Here is a 16,421-nt window from a genome sequence, read left to right on the forward strand (position 1 = left end):
TCCGAACTGCCCCCCACCCCCTTTCTACAATGTCGTCATATATTCTGGGGGAGCCGAACCTCAATGACCATCGACCGATGAGGGATGCTCGGTTGAAGACGGAATTACCGATCGCCCCATAACTTCATAGCCATTCCTGGTGTTCTCGCTGCTCGGATCTGCCCGATCGCTGCCGCTTTGTAACTTTTCTGGAAAGAAGCTGGAACTCACACTTCCTGGCTTGAAGCTTCCAGGGAAACTAGAGGAATTCCCTATGACAGCGATTGTCCTCATTCATGGTGCCAGCTCCGGAGCCTGGGTTTGGCATAAGGTGATTCCATTATTGGAACAACCAGGGCATACAGTGATTGCCCCAGATCTGCCGGGTCATGGCAAAGACAGAACTCCCTTAGCAGATATCTCTCTATCAACCTATGTAGATTTTGTTTGCAATATTCTTGAGCAACAGCCAGAACCCGTCCTGCTAGTCGGTCATAGTATGGGGGGCGGTATCATTACCCAGGTTGCCGAGTACCAACCTGACAAAATCAAGGCTCTAGTCTACCTGGCGGGCTATCTGTTGAATAATGGCGAAACCGTACTTGACATTATTCAACAGGATACAGAGACGCTTCTCCTGGAGAATGCCGTCTTTGCCGAAGATCAACGGTCGGTGAGCTTTCGATCGCACGCTGCTAAAGACATTGGCTTCGGTGATTGCTCCGATGCCGATATGGCATTAGTACAGGCATTGCTCTCTTCCCAGGCAGTCGCTCCCCTGACAACCCCCGTAAACACGACCGCAGAGAAGTTTGGGCGAGTCCCACGGGTATATATCGAATGTCTGCAAGACCGGGCGATTGGATTATTAGCCCAGAGAAGACTTCAAACAGCTTTACCCTGTGAGAAAGTGATTTCGCTGGATACCAGCCATGCGCCATTTTTCTCGGCTCCCCAAGCGCTAGCCCAGCATTTGCTGGCACTACTGTAGTGTGTTCAGGATGGGGATCTCACCCATCCTACGACATGGCTTCAACGGTAAAGGGAATACCGGCGTTATAGGGTGGCTTGCAGTTGGTCGAGTAAACCTTCTACATATTTGAGTGCGCCATTGATAGTGGCAGGGTTTTCCAGATCGACATCGACATATCTGCGCAGAGCGGCAACTTGGTCTTGACTACCACCTGCTGCCAGTAACTCCATATAACCCGGAATGAAGTCTTTACCCACTTCCAGATACTTCTGATAACATGCCAAACTGACAATGTTAGAAGCGGTGTACTGATAGCAGTAGAACGGCTTGAAGTAGATATGCCCAATCCGCGCCCAATCGTATTGATGCTCTGGTAAAACCTCTACCGCATCGCCACATAGCTCATGATAGAGGGATTGCCATTGGTCATTGACAAAGCTGTGATCAAAGCTACCCTGGGTTGCCCGATCGTGGATCGCTAACTCCAACCGACTAATCGTACTTTGGCGGAACAAGAGGTTTAACTGATCCTCTAACTGACGCGTGATCAAGGCTTTCTTCAGAGCCGGATTGTCACCCGCTTGTTTGAGTAAGTAGTCGAGCAATAACAACTCATTAAAGGTCGAAGCAATTTCTGCCAACACCATCGGCGGATTGCTGTTGAAATAGGTTTGCCGATCGCCAATCCAGGCAAAATGTAAACCATGCCCCATCTCATGCGCCAACGTAAACAAGGAGTTGTAGTCATCGGTGTAGGAGAGTAACAAGTAACTATGCTTGCCGTGGGCATACCAGCAGAAGGCTCCCCCGCGCTTACCCGGACGCACCTTTGCATCGACCCAATTTTTCAGGAAAAACTCCTCCGCCCGCCGCGCATAGTTCAGGTCAAATTGCTCCAAGGCGGCTAACAACGTTTCTACGCCTGCCTGATACGGTAAGGGATCAACGGGTTCCTGTGCCCAGGGGGCATAAACATCACAGGTGCGAATCTTTTGTCCTAACGCTTGCCCTTTCAGTTGGTAATAGCGTTGCCACAAATCGAAGCGATCGCGCGTACCCTCCATTATCGCTCGAAATACTGGTTCTGACACTTCATCTGCCAACAGTTGTTTATGCAGTGTTGAGGAATATCCTCGCATCTGATTTTCTATCTTATGATCCTGAGTTACTGTGTTCAGAATGTAGGCATACAGCGAGTTATGCTGCCGCATCACCTGGCGAATCGATTGATAGGAATTCAACCGCACCTCTGGATCAGGATGAAAGAGTAACGCTCCTAATTCCGCTTCCGTACTGGCAGTTTTACCATCGGGTGTGGTGACTGGTGGATAATCCTGTTCGCCCAAATGCACCGATCGCAGATTAATAAATGCCTGCCGTCCAGTCAGACTATCTTGATTCCGAGTTTGTTCTACTGCCTCTGCCAGGGTATAGGGACGGAATTTAGCTACGTTATACAGATAATGCTGATAGGGTTGTAGCGCCGGAGCTGCTTGCAAAGTTGCTAACTTCGCTTCATCCAAATTTTTGAGTTCTAAATCAAAAAATAGCAGTTGATTTTCAATACCCGTCAGAATTTCCAACACCTTATCCTGCATTTGTTTCGCCGCCGTATTTCGGGTATCAGCCGCAAAAATCAGGGATGGATAGGCATACAAAAAACCAGAGGTTTCGGCAAAGGCTTCTAACTGCTTGAGACAATTAGCAATCTGCTCAGGCGTTAAATCACTGACCTGACCGCGATACTGGTCGCGAAACTGAGTGGCTGTTTGCTGAAGCTGGTCTAAATCGTGCTGAAGTTTGGGATCTTCAAAACTGGCATACAGGTCAGACAGGTTCCATTCTGGTGGAGCATTGAGTTGAGCCACATCAGTAGCGGATTGAACCACGATCGAACTCCTTTGTTGTCAGCAACACTGAGCGATGAATTATCTCCTATCTTAGACGAAATCATTCCGTCTTCGCTTTTATCAGTTGCAGTAAAGTGCTGTAAATTCCTCTAAATTGATAATCATCCAGATCATCTAAATGATTCCAGGTTGCCGAAATACAATATTGCTTGCCAGTTTTAGCTTCTACCCAGGTGGTTAGGTTTAACACACCCGGTTCCGATCCCCCTTTAAATGCCACTCGTTGCCATGCTTCAGCGCTAGCCACACCAGGATTAATACTCATTAGGGGTAAATTCTGCACTCGTTGCATCAGATGGCAAAGTTCCCGCGCAGTGAAAAACCACTCTATATCGACTGCGCTGGGATCAGCAGTAAACTCACTGATTGGAGGTAAGGGCAAAGTTGCCAATTCGGTTAGCAGCGATCGGCGTTGGGCAAGATTGCCTGCTCGATACCGTTGGTATAACGTCTCATACCGGGGACTTTTCAGCAGAAAGGCTTCGCGGGTAGTCAAAAAGGGGCGATTACGTTCGGGTGCAACAGCTTCGATCGCTTCCCGTCCCACCAGATCAATTAAGGCATCCGTCGCCGTATTATCGCTGATTGAAATCATCAATGCTGCCAAAGATTGGATCGTTAGTAAAGAACCATCTGCCCAGTTTTGCAGCAAGCCCGAAGGCAAACTTTTCCATTCCGGTCGTAGTTCTACCACCGATCGCCAGGATTGTTGTCCCGTTTCTACCTGGGTCTGTAACGCTTGCAAAACCGCTAACTTAAAGGTTGATCCCACCGCTAGAGGTAAGTCTGGATTTACGGTAGCCAGTTCAGTGCGGGTGTTTGCTTCTAGCACCAATAGGCTGACCTGTCCAGGCAGTTGTTGGAACTGACGCACAACCTCCTCCAAGCGATCGACCTTGAGGCGGGGTGGTTGAAACAATAGTCCAATAATTTGTCCACTCTGATTCAGGGTAATTTGAGTAGGAATTTTGCCCTTTTCCATGACAACTACGAAATTTTGAGCATCGGGGACAACCTGCTGAAAGCGACCCAGTTGAGTGGTCAAATTGGTCAGGATTAATTGCACCTGAGAAATCGGAACCTGACTGAGAAACGTTGGAGCAAACCAGTCTGGCTCAATTGAGGTATGGGTAAATAGGCGAACAATCGCTGCTTCAGGAGTCATAGATGGAGCTATAGGGGATTGAACAACGAGTAACTTCACCCCTCGATGCTCCCGCTCCGTAGCCCGGACTGGCAGTGAAATAGTCAGATGACCAGTCAGGTGCAGGCTAAGAATGGCAACGATCGTTGATAATCGGGTTGGCAAGTGCATAGACATAAGGACTCACTGTGTTAAGCGGTACATTCAAGCTTCATTCCTGGCTACTCGCCTGCCTGATTGCCCTAACGACTCTGTTGACTGGTTGTGATCTGCCTCAGGTCAGTGCTGAGCAGCGGGTATTTTTGCCCCTATCCCTGGAATGGCTCGATGCCTATCCGATCCAAACTCAGGAATTTCAGGGCACCACCGTGGGTGGCTTATCGGCAATCACCTACGATCGCGCTCGCAATCGTTTATATGCTCTATCTGACGATCGCAGCGAATTTGCCCCTGCCCGCTTTTATACCTTGAACCTGGCGTTGGATTCTACGGACATCAGTGCTCCCAAGATTAAACAGGCAACTATTGAAGCCGTCACCACCATTACAGATGAAACTGGACAACCTTACACCCAAGGCACGATCGATCCAGAAGGCATCGCCCTCTCTCCGTTAGGGACTGTGTTCATTTCCAGTGAGGGTGTAGCATCGCAGGAGATTCCCCCCTTTGTACGGGAATTTGATCTGAAAACCGGACAGTGGAAACGTAGTTTAATCGTTCCTCAACGGTATATTCCTGCGTTTGAAGCCGAGCAGCAAACCCAGGGAGTTGGGGATAATTTGGGGTTTGAGTCCTTAACCTTGAGTCCAGGTGGCACAGCGATCGAACCGTTTCGCCTGTTTACTGCTACCGAATCTGCCTTAGTTCAGGATGCCGATGCCGACCATCCCCAGCAGGGAGCCAGCCGGAATCGAGTGCTGCATTATATTGTGGAAGCCGATCGCTCCTTATTGATTTCCGAACATCTTTACCCGATGGCAGCAGTCCCTGAAGGGGCAAAGTTCCATGGGTTAACCGAACTGTTGGCGATCGACCAGGGGGGACATTTTCTCAGTCTGGAACGATCGTTCGGCACTCAAGGCTTTCAGGTCAAACTCTTTCAGATCGCTATGGGGAGTGCGACCGATACGTCTCGAATTGACAGCTTCAAAGGTAGTAGTAATATTGAGCCAGTCCAGAAAAAGTTGCTGTTGGATCTGAATCAACTCGGCATTCGGCTCGACAATCTGGAGGGTATGACGTTAGGCCCCCGGTTGCCGGATGGTAGCCAAAGTCTCATCCTGGTCAGTGATAATAATTTCAATGCTCTCCAGATCACGCAGTTATTATTATTTCGCTTAAAGGGATTGGGATAGAAACGCGTAGGATTCCTCTAACGCAGGTTGCCAAAACAGAGTAGGTTATAGATGTAAAGATGGGGTTGGGGTGTCACTTTAGTTCGATCGAGACATTGAATTGACATTGGTTTAAAGTACAACTGGTTACGACGCGTTGAAGTTCTGCATGCAGGTATCTCCGGAAACACCCACCAACGCCGAAGTTCCCTTACAGCTTTTGCTGTTTGTGGATAAGCGCCCTAGCTCTAGAGAACAGATCCGTCAGGTTCATAGTTCACTTAAACGGCTGAGGGTGGAATATGACTTTGATCTGCAAGTGATAGATGTAGGAGAACAACCATACCTGGCAGAACATTTTCGCTTGATTGCCACTCCCGCCCTGATTAAGATTCATCCAGAACCCCGCCAAACCCTGGCAGGGATGAATCTCGTTGCCCAACTGGAGCATTGGTGGCCCTATTGGCAGCGATCGGTCGAAGATTATTTAGACAAAATGCAACGGTCGGAGCAACTGATCGCCCAGGCAGAGGCTAATGCATTGGTTAGTCCCTCGCTGGAGGAAGCCAGCCAACCTGTTCGCCCTGCTCCTGAGGTCAGTCTATCGGTAACTGCCAATCTCAATGCCCCTGGCAGCATCACCAATCAGCCGCATCCCTCCCAGGCAACGGCGATGCAACGGGCGGTGGGGTCGATCGCGCGATCGGCGGAGTTGATTCAGTTAGCCGATCAGGTGTTTCAGTTGAAGCGGGAAAAGGAAGAACTGGAACATCAATTACGCTTTAAGGATCAAATTCTATCGATGCTGGCGCATGATCTACGCAATCCCTTAACGGCAGCATCCTTAGCCTTAGAAACCTTAGAAATGGGCTATAGCGCCAAGGATGGTTCTGCTTCCCGGCTCACGCCTGCTCTGACTGCCCAACTGCTCAAACATGCCCGGACGCAAACCCGAGCGATCGATCACATGATCACCGATATTCTTCAGGCGGCTAAAGGGGCAAATTCCGAATTACGGATTCAACCCCAAAAGCTGAACCTGGGGGCATTGTGTTTAGATGTGTTGGATTATCTGCGCGAACAACTAGAGACAAAATCTCAACACTTGAAAAAAGATATTCCCACCGACCTCCCCCTGGTGCTGGCGGATGGGGAACGGGTACGTCAGGTGTTTATTAATCTGTTGGATAATGCGATCAAATACACGCCTGTAGGGGGAACGATCGAGGTTTCCATTCTGCATCGCACTACCCAAAAAGTGCAGGTGACAATTTGTGATAATGGGCCGGGCATTCCCGACGAGAACCGGGAGCAAATTTTTGAAGAACGGTTTCGGCTCCAGCGCGATGAAGCTAAGGATGGCTATGGCATTGGGTTATCGCTCTGTCAGCAAATTATCCGTGCCCACTATGGTCAAATTTGGGTGGATTCCATCTTGCACCAGGGCAGTTGTTTCCATTTCACGCTGCCGGTGTTTCGGGTGTGATTTGTGGGGTGTGGGGAGATAGGGAGGAGTCAAAGATTGCAGAAGTGTTTGATCTCTTGCCAGATGCGATCGCTGACGTTGGTGAGGGCGTGATCGCTATCCAGTTCAATCAATGTGACCCAGGGGCGCGATCGAGCAAAGTCGGCACTCGCGGCGATCGGGATCACATCATCCTGTTGACCATGCAAAATTAAGGTCGGGATTGGACGCTGGATGCTTGCGTCTTCGTACTGTATGGCATCTTCCACAAACTGATAATGTAGCGGTAGCATCTGTTCGGCACTGTAGTGATAGACCGGCAGGTAGCCGTCAGTTTGCCATTGTTGCACTTGGGTCGCGCCTAAACGGGGTAGCCAGTGCGATAGGAATCCGAAGGCTGGAGCCATCAGGATCAGGCGGTCAATCTGGGGATGGCGTTCTCCTGCCCAGGCTGCCGTCAATCCGCCAAAACTGGAGCCAATTACGGTGACTGGAGTGGTTGAGTCAGGGGGGAGCGCGGCGGCGACTTGCTGGAGTTGTCGAGTCAGGGTGAGGTGGGTAAAGTCATCCTGGTTCAGATCCAGGCGATCGAGATCAATGCCCAATTGAGCAAATCGACTGGCAAGATCCCGCGCTTTCATCGATTCAGGACTGGAGGCAAAGCCATGCAAATAAAGATAGTGATGCTGCAATTACATCTCCTGATCAAACCGTTCCCGTAACCGATTTCTGACGTTACCATGTCGGCGCTGTTGAATATCACCAAATTTCTGCCGTTGTTCTACCGTCAACACCTGACGAATTTCCAGCAGGCTGTTGAATTGCATCCGCATCAGTTCCTGTCTGAGTGGCTGGATTTGGTCAAATTTCTGCTGAATCTCTGCCGTCGAGGCGTTACCACTCATCAGCGTTTGTAACTCCTGGCGTGCCTGCCGTAGTGCTTGCCGCTTGTCCTCTAGTGGTTCTTTGTAGCGACTGCGAATTGCCCGAATTTGCTTCAATTGGTCGGGGGTCAAGTTTAGCTGCCGGAGCCACCCCCGATCGCTCTCGGATCCCGTTGGGCGTTGGGCGATCGGTTGGGGTGACAACGATGGGGCAGTGGCAAAGGTGACGGTGGCTCCCAATGCCAGAATTAACGCGGTGATGAAGAGGGAGAGGCGGGGAGACATAGGACAGTGGGAAAGATAGAGGGGATGGGGAAGGTGAGGAGGTCGTCACGTTACTTCAGATCGGGATGGTTAATCATTCCCGGCTGTGGTTTCTAGCCAAAATGGATCGTCGTCGATCGATCGCCCACTGACCGGGGTGTAACTATCGTCCACAAAGGTTTCTAGGTTGGCAAACTCAGGACTGGGTGAGGGGGACAACAGGCGCAAACTGATGACTGTACCGACAATTCCGGCGGCAATCACTGGGGGAATTAACCAGAGGGACGATCGCTGAGACAGCAGCCGGAGTCCGGGTGGCTCGGTGGACTGAGGAGTAGTGGCGATCGTTGCCATCAACTGCTCCTCTAGTTCCGAGGCGGCGGGTGGTACGGGGGGACGATGCTGGCGAAGAAATTCTACTAATCGGGGATCATCATCGGGGGCTGGCTTCATAACTGAACTCCTTGTTGCTGCAAATACTCTCGCATGGCGGCACGGGCATGAAACAACCGTGACTTGACGGTACCGACTGGAATCTTCAGAATTTCCGCCACTTCTTTTTGCGGTAGGTCTTCCAGATCATGCAGGATCAAAATCAAGCGATGCTCGGCACTCAGTTGCGCCAGTCCCCGTTGTACCAGGTCTTGATAATGCAACTGCATCACATCCGGGGCATCCTGATAGGTCGGGGCTTGTTTGCTCAAGGTTTGTAGGTGCGATCGTCCGCGTGCCGCCGCCTGCCGTTGATCGGAGGCAAGATTCCAGGCAATCCGGTATAGCCAAGTGGAAAATTTTGCCGATCGGCGGAATTTAGGCAATCCCTTCCAGGCTCTCAGAAACACTTCTTGCACCAGATCATCTAAAACTGTCGGATCACAGAGTTGGTACAGGATGGCTCTCACCCGATGCTGATGGCGACGGTAAAGCAGACGAAAGCTTTGGCGATCGCCCTGGAGGCAACGCTGCACCAGCAGATCATCATCCAGATTTAATGGCTCATCGGTTGACACGTTTGGCACCACGCCCACCGGATCCGGCATCCTCGTTCACTAAGTTAGTTCTAACTATAAGACCGAGGCAGGACAAAAAGGGTTCACTTGACATGAACTGTTCTCTATCTCGCACCCAAAAGTCTTTACCTATTCACTTTCTTCACATAATTAATTCCATTTTTATGGGATCACGCTAGAGCGACTAGGTTTCAAACTCTCCTCTTTAAAGACATAAGTACCTCTTAATGGAAGTTCTTGCGTTTTTTTAGAAATTTGAGAATCAAAAATGACTTCAATAAATACTTGACCGGAAGCTGATTGTTTCCTTGGTTGCTCACATACTAGACCTATGCAACCATGATAAGGATGCTTAGGTGAATCAACAATTACTTTTTGTCCTATTCTAAACTGGCTTATTGAACCATCAACGACTCCCAGCAATCTATCCTGGCGAGTTTTTTCTACATGGGCTGGTCGTGAAAGAATTTGCAAATTGTTTAATGTAGAAAGACCACCTTTCCACATAGGTTTAATATGGTCAATTTGAAAGTCAATCCTTCGTCTGCTCTTGTACCCGGTTTTCGCACAGGTGATAAAACCATTTTCATCGGTATGTTTTGCATAGACACTATTCCGCAATTGTCTATAATGAGCCAGATTTATCTCTTTGATCTCAGCTAAAGTTAGATGGGTAATCGGTATTGGATCATAAATTACAACAGGCATTGGGGTTTCTATTGATGGTTCAGAAGTTGAAGTAATTTTCCGGATCTCTTTATCAAGCATCCCTTGAAAATACCGTTTGTTATACCCAAACAAAACTTGCCAAAACTGACTATCATCATTCCATAACGAGTCTTCATACTCTGTTTGAGCCTTTCTACTTAAGTCCTTCTCAGAAATGTATCTTGCAACCTTTTCCAGATCACACTTATGGCGCTGATCAAAACTTATAAAATTGGGTTTTACTAAATTTTGAGCATAAAATTGCAGGACATTTTCAATATCATCCGAACGATAGCCTATGAGCGTACTATGATTCGGAAAGTAGTTTTTCTCAACATAATCAACCAACTCATCTATTTCTTCCTGTGTTAAGTATTCTTCATCTATGCTGAATTCGTCAAAGAGATCTTCTAAATCATTAATAAAACTATCATAGGCTTGTTCGGAATCGTTATAAACCAAAACCTCATAGTTCTTGTCGATGCTATCTCCTAGCTTATCCGGGTTTTTAAGAATTGAAAAATGGTAAATTCCAACTGGAATTCTAGAGATAAAAGTTGCATTACCGATATCCAGGCCACCGTTGATAATGCGAGCAAATTCTTCGATTTTTTCTATAGAGATGAGACGGGCAATCTTTTTATTAGGGTCTCCTGGAGAAGACCCTGGAACAGATCCATCAACTAGAATCTCTGGGTTTACCCAATTAACTTTGTTCTCCCAGTCATCGATAAAACTAACAATATAAGCTTTTTCTGTTCCTCCAGACTTTTGACCGCGTAAAGCTCGACCAATCATTTGAGTCATTAACGTGACAGAGGTAGTTGGGCGAGTTAAAAAGACAGTCTGAACGTTAGGTAGGTCAGTTCCTTCTGTTAAAATATTTACATTGATCAAAACATTAATTTCACCTTGCCTGAACTGTTCAATCCGTTTGGAGTTTTCTTCTTTAGAAATAGAGGCTCCTGTTGCTATATCCACCAAATTTGAAACTATGATCTCGGACTTAACACCCTTGTTTTGATATTGTTTGAATAAAGCATTTAGAGCAATCGCTTGAGTGATATTAACAGCAAAGACTAATAGTTGTTTGTACTTCTCTCGGTTGTTGATATAGTGATTTACAATAAGATGGTTGCGTTGGCTATTCTCAGCAATTTCCTTAGCAACAGATTCAGGCAAACTATCAAAAGTTTCGATTTTCTTAATATCTGCTGCTGTTAAATGACTAGACAAAGTGATGTTAGTAGACAATTCTTCAAAAACTGGCTCAGCTAGAGTCCCTTTGACAATTAAGTTCCTCAAATCTTCCTTAAATAAGATATCGCTAGGGAAAACTTGCTTCAGCAGCCCTTTTTCTTGGTCATTTGTGCGGAAGGGAGTTGCAGTTAAGCCTAATATCTTGAGGTTATTTTTCCGTTTCGTATCTAACTTTGCTTCTAAAGCAGCAACTAATTTTCGATATGTTTTTGCTGTTGCATGATGGGCTTCATCAATTACTAAAAGAATTTCGTTAGAACCTTTTAGCCATTGATCTAGATAATCAAGACCACTATTTAAACTATCTTTGCTAGCAATAATAACGTCGTCGTTGGCTCTAATATTAACAGGGCGATCGTGCTTAGGATGACCCGAAATAATCCGGTAACGAAAATTTTCCCTATGACCTAATAATGCCGAATATGCATTATCTTTAATCGTCCAAAACGCCTGATCTAGCAACTCATGACGATGGGCAATCCATAAAACTTTTATATGCTTGGCAACGAAATTTCTTAGTAACCAATTAACCGCCGTCAGAGTCTTACCTCCGCCCGTTGGAAGAACTAGTAATCCTCGACAACCCGCACTGGTTTTACTATCTAAAGCCTGAATAGCTTGAATTTGGTGTTGATAGAGAGACTTTGGATTATGCCCTGGACTAACCTGAATTTCTCCTGAGTATCTAACCACTACCTGATCTACATGCTCGGTATCCTGCACGATCGTTGCCTCCCGGGTGGCTCTTGAGTACGGTTGCCAGGGACATTTCCAAATTGTTGAGAAATGCCTCTTCTACTCAAGAATGCCCAGAATACAGTGGTGCTTAACCTTTATTTCATTATTTCTATTAGCCTGATCGTAAATCTACCTAAATTAGTTTGACCATACGATGTAAGCCACCCGCGCGGGTCATTTGCTCGAAGCGATCGGTGGATTTGCTACAGGTGACTCGATAGTCGTGGCGTTCAAATAAGGCTCTGGCGCGAGCGTTGGTGAATGCCACATCCAGACAAACTGCGCGGCAACCATTGGCTTGGGCCTGGCGTTCTGCCTGATGGAGCAAATAAGTCCCCACGCCCTGATTCTGAAACTCAGGTAATACACTCAGGCTGAAGATGTAGTAATCTTCCGGCAACACATCCTGCTTAATCCGAGTTAAATCGGCAACATTCACCAGAATTTTGGGCAACTTCCGCAGGGGGAGAAATCTTGCCATCACCGACTGCACTTTCTCATCTGCCTGCCGCTTCCGATCGCCGGAATAGCTCAACATCATCCCGGCGGGTTGCTGCCCCACCTCTACCACCTGGGTAAACTCGTAGCTGAAGGAATGGCGGCGACAGACAAAGGCTTGCTGAAGAATTTTTTGGGATTGATCAGGGGGGGAAGCAAACACATAGCTAAACAAGGCTGGTCCTGCCGCAAACATCAGCGGAGCCGCCCAATCCACATCTGCCGCGATCGCTGGACGCAACGTTATATTCTGCACTGAAAGCTGAGACACCATATCACCACCCCATCCTGCATCAAAACCACTCATTATCTTGAACAGTGCTCCGGTCAATGAAGGAAGAACCATTAACCCGAAATCACCATCATCCAGGGCTATGACAGGCTTTCTCTAACGGTAACTGAATTCCAACAAAAATTCCTCCTTAAAGTCTAAAGGCTTTTGCCCCATTCGGGACGATCGCCCCTGATAAAATAGTGGCTAAAGTCGCCTCAATTTGAGGATGACAGGCGCTCCCTTTAGTGCGTTAATAAAGGATTGGCGACGCTAGCAGATGTGAGATGTCGTTAAACTACACCGTCCGAGAAAGCCATCGAGCCAAGCACGTCTCCCTGAAGATATCGATTACGGGTGAGCTAGAAGTTATCGTTCCCAAGGGATTCAATCCCAAGAACATTCCGGAAATTTTGCAGAAAAAACGCCTCTGGATCGATCGCGTCACTCGACGGATGGAAACCCAACGGGCATTGGTCGGTGTCGATGCGTCCGAAGAATACCCCGATCGCGTGATCCTCGCGGCGATCACTGAAGACTGGCAGATTGACTATCGTCCCAACCAACAGGCTGGGATTCGGGCGATCGAGCAGTCCCGATTCCGCCTGCGCCTGCAAGGTAGTACCCAGGATGCCGAGATCTGTAAGATCGCGTTGCGGCAATGGGTGGTACATAAAGCTCGGCTGCATTTGCTGCCCTGGTTACGGCATCTTAGCCAGGAATGTCAACTCCCTTATAAACAGGCAACCATCCGGCAACAGAAAACCCTGTGGGGCAGTTGTTCGGCTCGGAAGACGATCAGCCTCAACTGCAAACTCCTGTTCCTGCCCGATACCTTAGTTCGCTATGTGCTGCTGCATGAACTCTGCCACACGATCCACCTGAATCATTCCTCTGAGTTTTGGGCACTGGTGGAACGCTACGAACCCAACTATGCGGACTTAGATGCCAGCCTGCGGGATGCCCGGTATTTGGTGCCGCCCTGGATGGAGTAGTAGGGATCTTGGGATCGGGGAGATCAGGAAGGTGGGAAAGATGGGGAAGATGCGGAAGGTGGGGGAGAGAGAAGTAGAGAGAATGGTTGGGCTGATTTAAGGTATGGATCTTGCTGCTTGGCGATCGCCGTTGGCTCGGGCGCTCCATCGGAATCGATCGCTGGTGTATAGTCGCTATTTACAACTGGCAACGGTGCGATCGGATGGGTATCCTGCGAATCGAACTGTGGTGTTCCGGGGATTTTGGGCGGAAACGAACCAGTTGCAATTTGTCACCGATGCCCGGAGTGGGAAGATCGAGCAAATTGGGCAGGCTCCGGTGGCGGAGGCATGTTGGTACTTTCCAACCACTCGGGAACAGTTTCGTTTGGCAGGGCAGTTAACCTTAGTCGCTGCCGATTACCCTGATAGGGATCTGTTAGCCGCACGACAACATCTGTGGCAAACATTGTCTGATCCAGCCCGCACCCAATTTACCTGGGCAGATCCGGGTCAGCCAAGCAACGATGACAGGGAATGGGCGGAGTCTACCCCGGATCCGACGACTCCCCTGCCAACCTTCTGCTTATTACTGCTTGACCCCGATCGCGTCGATCACCTGGAATTACGAGGAAATCCCCAAAATCGCTGGTTGTATCACCGGGAGGCGACCGGCGGCTGGTCAAGGCAAGCGGTGAATCCCTGAGATGGCATCCTCACAAGTTCCTCAAATTTCTTCCCTAACCTGAAAGTGAAGACAACTCCTGCTCCTGGGACTTTCTGAGTGGTTAGAGCGTTCTTGCCAGTAAGGTTGACGGGATGCGATCGCAGGTCAGCCCCAGTCCACCTGCCTGCTGCAAAACCATAGGTTTCGGTTTACCTCAGTGCTAGAGAGCAAGCGAAATAGGGGTAATTGCTATGAACACGAAAAAGCGAATTGGGATTCTGACCAGTGGTGGCGATTGTCCGGGTCTGAACCCCGTCATCCGCACAGTGGTTAGTCATGCGACGTTGACCTATGGCTGGGAAGTGGTGGGGATTCCCTATGCGACTCAAGGATTGCAGGAGGGCAAGGCAATTCCGTTAACTATGCACAGCCTGGATCTGTGTGGTATCGATCCACTACTTTATATGGGCGGCACGATCCTGGGCACGATTAACAAGGGAGACACCCTCACCAGTGCGGATGACATTTTGGCAGGATACAAAACGCTGGGATTAGATGCCCTGATCGCGATCGGGGGCGATGGCAGTTTAGCGATTTTGCATACCCTGGCATTGCGCGGTGGTTGGGAACTGATCGGCATCCCCAAAACGATCGACAATGACGTGGCGGTAACGGAACGGGCGATCGGCTTTGATACGGCGGTTAATACGATTATTGATGCTTTAAATCGGCTCAGTTTCACGGCGGCGAGTCACGATCGGGTGATGGTCGTGGAAGTAATGGGACGGAAAGCCGGACATCTTGCCCTCCATGCCGGGATTGCCGGAGGTGCAGATGTGATTCTGATTCCCGAAATTCCCTACTCGATTACTGGAGTTTGCCAACATTTACGAGAACTGAGAGAACGCTGGCATCGCAAATCGGCGATCGTGCTGGTGGCGGAAGGCATTGAACCCGTTGGCATGGGGTTTAATCCCGATGGCACTCCGATCGCCCAACCCCCCCGGCATGGCATGGGACAATACATTGCGGATCACATTTTAGAAGCCGATCCCCATCTAGATGTGCGGGTATCGGTGTTGGGACATATCCAACGGGGCGGTATGCCCTTAGCCCTCGATCGCTTAATGGCGGCAGCATTTGGCAAGACGGCGGTGGATCTGGTCGCAGAAGGCAAGACCGATCAAATGGTGACGTGGCAAGGATCGCGGGTTGTGCCAGTGCCAATGGCGGAAGTGCTATCTCAAAGCCCACGTTCTGTAGATCCCAATAGCTATCTGGTACAAACGGCGGAAGCTTTGGGTATCTATATCGGCGATCGGGCCGCCGTTGCCACTGCCAAGTTGCCTGTATTAATTTGAGCCAATCTGCCTAATAGCCAGTTGCCGCGAAATCCGGTTGATAGCAATAGGTCGATCGCTCAACTTGCGTAAAGTACGTCCCATCTGGATACAGCCGCAGTAACCGAAAGCCAGGGGCTTGCTGATCCAAGGCAAACTGCTCACTTCCCGGTTCAAACTGAATACAGGTTGATGGCGACCCGAGATAATCCACTTGCCGACGCTGGCAGGCATATTCCTGATGCACATGCCCAAACAACACCAGCTTCACCTGAGGATAGCGATCGAGGATGGCAAACAACGCCTCGGCGTTCTGTAGGGTGCTGGTATCTAACCATTCCGACCCCACCAGAAACGGGGGATGATGTAATGCCACGATCGTTGGCAATTGACCAATTTGAGACAATTCCACCTCTAACCAGTTGAGGCTAGCCGCCGTTAGATAACCATGCACACAGCCCGGTACACCCGAGTTGAGCAATAAAAAGTGCCACCCCCCCGCCTGAAACGATTTTTGGGGTGAAAACGGCGATCGAACTAGCACCTCTGCCATCACATCGGCTTTGTCATGATTTCCCGGCAACCAGTAGGTCGGAATGCCCAATGGACACAGCAAATCCTGGAGTAACTCGTAAGCATCCGCCCTGCCATCCTGAGATAAATCCCCCGTGAGTAGTAACAAATCTGGTTGGGGATTCAGGGCTTGCAGTTGAGTGACGATCGCCTGAAACGACTCCAGCGTGGGTAATCCTAATAACCGCTTGCTGGCATCGGCAAACAGGTGAATATCAGAGACTTGAGCAACCAGAAGAGAGGAAGAATCACGCATGACCACCGAACCGCGAGTGACTGTTGAGACTGATAAACACATACTTCTTCACAGTTCTTAGGATATTGTCAATCACCCGGATTCACTGCGATCTACTTCAGGTCATCACGTGATCTTCATCACATCTGCCCCACCTCCCCTATCTCCCCTATCTCTGTCTCTTATACACATCT

At 49.0% G+C, this 16,421-nt stretch carries 16 protein-coding genes; 6 read left to right on the forward strand and 10 right to left on the reverse strand.

Features of this window, described 5'->3' with window-relative positions:
• Positions 1-60: 60 nt before the first annotated feature.
• Complete coding sequence (locus tag ACN4EK_RS26655; RefSeq protein WP_431661333.1) at positions 61-210, reverse strand: hypothetical protein; 150 nt, start codon at positions 208-210, stop codon at positions 61-63.
• A gap of 43 nt (positions 211-253) precedes the next feature.
• On the opposite strand from ACN4EK_RS26655, the gene ACN4EK_RS26660 reads away from it, so the two are divergent.
• Positions 254-970 (forward strand): alpha/beta fold hydrolase, encoded by a 717-nt coding sequence (locus tag ACN4EK_RS26660; protein ID WP_431661334.1) that lies wholly within the window; start codon positions 254-256, stop codon positions 968-970.
• A 65-nt stretch (positions 971-1,035) separates the two neighbouring features.
• Here the strand turns inward: ACN4EK_RS26660 and ACN4EK_RS26665 are convergent, their stop codons facing one another.
• Positions 1,036-2,841, reverse strand: a complete 1,806-nt coding sequence (locus ACN4EK_RS26665) for a M3 family oligoendopeptidase (RefSeq protein WP_431661335.1) — start codon at positions 2,839-2,841, stop codon at positions 1,036-1,038.
• Between the two features lie 61 nt (positions 2,842-2,902).
• The gene (locus ACN4EK_RS26670) at positions 2,903-4,183 is read right to left on the reverse strand and encodes a serine hydrolase (protein ID WP_431661336.1); all 1,281 of its coding nucleotides are present in this window, start codon (positions 4,181-4,183) and stop codon (positions 2,903-2,905) included.
• Positions 4,184-4,194: 11 nt separating this feature from the next.
• On the opposite strand from ACN4EK_RS26670, the gene ACN4EK_RS26675 reads away from it, so the two are divergent.
• On the forward strand, positions 4,195-5,361 hold the full coding sequence (locus tag ACN4EK_RS26675; RefSeq protein WP_431661337.1) for an esterase-like activity of phytase family protein: 1,167 nt from the start codon (positions 4,195-4,197) through the stop codon (positions 5,359-5,361).
• A 148-nt stretch (positions 5,362-5,509) separates the two neighbouring features.
• A complete protein-coding gene (locus ACN4EK_RS26680; RefSeq protein WP_431661338.1) occupies positions 5,510-6,826 on the forward strand; it encodes a histidine kinase in 1,317 nt (438 codons plus the stop codon).
• A gap of 29 nt (positions 6,827-6,855) precedes the next feature.
• On the opposite strand, the gene ACN4EK_RS26685 is transcribed toward ACN4EK_RS26680, so the two are convergent.
• From ACN4EK_RS26685 to ACN4EK_RS26710, 6 genes are all read right to left on the reverse strand, one after another.
• The gene (locus tag ACN4EK_RS26685) at positions 6,856-7,497 is read right to left on the reverse strand and encodes a YqiA/YcfP family alpha/beta fold hydrolase (protein ID WP_431661339.1); all 642 of its coding nucleotides are present in this window, start codon (positions 7,495-7,497) and stop codon (positions 6,856-6,858) included.
• A complete protein-coding gene (locus ACN4EK_RS26690; RefSeq protein ID WP_431661340.1) occupies positions 7,498-7,974 on the reverse strand; it encodes a Spy/CpxP family protein refolding chaperone in 477 nt (158 codons plus the stop codon).
• A gap of 69 nt (positions 7,975-8,043) precedes the next feature.
• Positions 8,044-8,406 carry a hypothetical protein gene (locus ACN4EK_RS26695; RefSeq protein WP_431661341.1) on the reverse strand — a complete coding sequence of 121 codons (363 nt, stop codon included), beginning with the start codon at positions 8,404-8,406 and terminating at the stop codon, positions 8,044-8,046.
• The gene (locus ACN4EK_RS26700; RefSeq protein WP_431661342.1) at positions 8,403-8,993 is read right to left on the reverse strand and encodes a sigma-70 family RNA polymerase sigma factor; all 591 of its coding nucleotides are present in this window, start codon (positions 8,991-8,993) and stop codon (positions 8,403-8,405) included. The genes ACN4EK_RS26695 and ACN4EK_RS26700 overlap by 4 nt, the downstream gene beginning before the upstream one ends.
• A 132-nt stretch (positions 8,994-9,125) precedes the next feature.
• On the reverse strand, positions 9,126-11,654 hold the full coding sequence (locus ACN4EK_RS26705; RefSeq protein ID WP_431661343.1) for a DEAD/DEAH box helicase family protein: 2,529 nt from the start codon (positions 11,652-11,654) through the stop codon (positions 9,126-9,128).
• Positions 11,655-11,802: 148 nt separating this feature from the next.
• On the reverse strand, positions 11,803-12,474 hold the full coding sequence (locus tag ACN4EK_RS26710) for a GNAT family N-acetyltransferase (protein ID WP_431661344.1): 672 nt from the start codon (positions 12,472-12,474) through the stop codon (positions 11,803-11,805).
• 251 nt (positions 12,475-12,725) lie between these two features.
• Between ACN4EK_RS26710 and ACN4EK_RS26715 the strand changes: the two genes are divergently transcribed.
• The 3 genes from ACN4EK_RS26715 to ACN4EK_RS26725 all read left to right on the forward strand — a co-directional run bounded on the left by ACN4EK_RS26715 (position 12,726) and on the right by ACN4EK_RS26725 (position 15,440).
• The gene (locus ACN4EK_RS26715) at positions 12,726-13,433 is read left to right on the forward strand and encodes a M48 family metallopeptidase (protein WP_431661345.1); all 708 of its coding nucleotides are present in this window, start codon (positions 12,726-12,728) and stop codon (positions 13,431-13,433) included.
• Positions 13,434-13,536: 103 nt separating this feature from the next.
• Complete coding sequence (locus ACN4EK_RS26720) at positions 13,537-14,118, forward strand: Npun_F5749 family FMN-dependent PPOX-type flavoprotein (protein ID WP_431661346.1); 582 nt, start codon at positions 13,537-13,539, stop codon at positions 14,116-14,118.
• A gap of 212 nt (positions 14,119-14,330) precedes the next feature.
• Entirely contained in the window at positions 14,331-15,440 is a 1,110-nt protein-coding gene (locus tag ACN4EK_RS26725) for an ATP-dependent 6-phosphofructokinase (RefSeq protein WP_431661347.1), read from the forward strand.
• Positions 15,441-15,450: 10 nt separating this feature from the next.
• On the opposite strand, the gene cpdA is transcribed toward ACN4EK_RS26725, so the two are convergent.
• On the reverse strand, positions 15,451-16,248 hold the full coding sequence (cpdA, locus tag ACN4EK_RS26730) for a 3',5'-cyclic-AMP phosphodiesterase (protein ID WP_431661348.1): 798 nt from the start codon (positions 16,246-16,248) through the stop codon (positions 15,451-15,453).
• Positions 16,249-16,421: the final 173 nt, after the last annotated feature.

The organism is Pantanalinema rosaneae CENA516 (genome assembly GCF_050753385.1).
GTDB lineage: Bacteria > Cyanobacteriota > Cyanobacteriia > Leptolyngbyales > Leptolyngbyaceae > Pantanalinema > Pantanalinema rosaneae.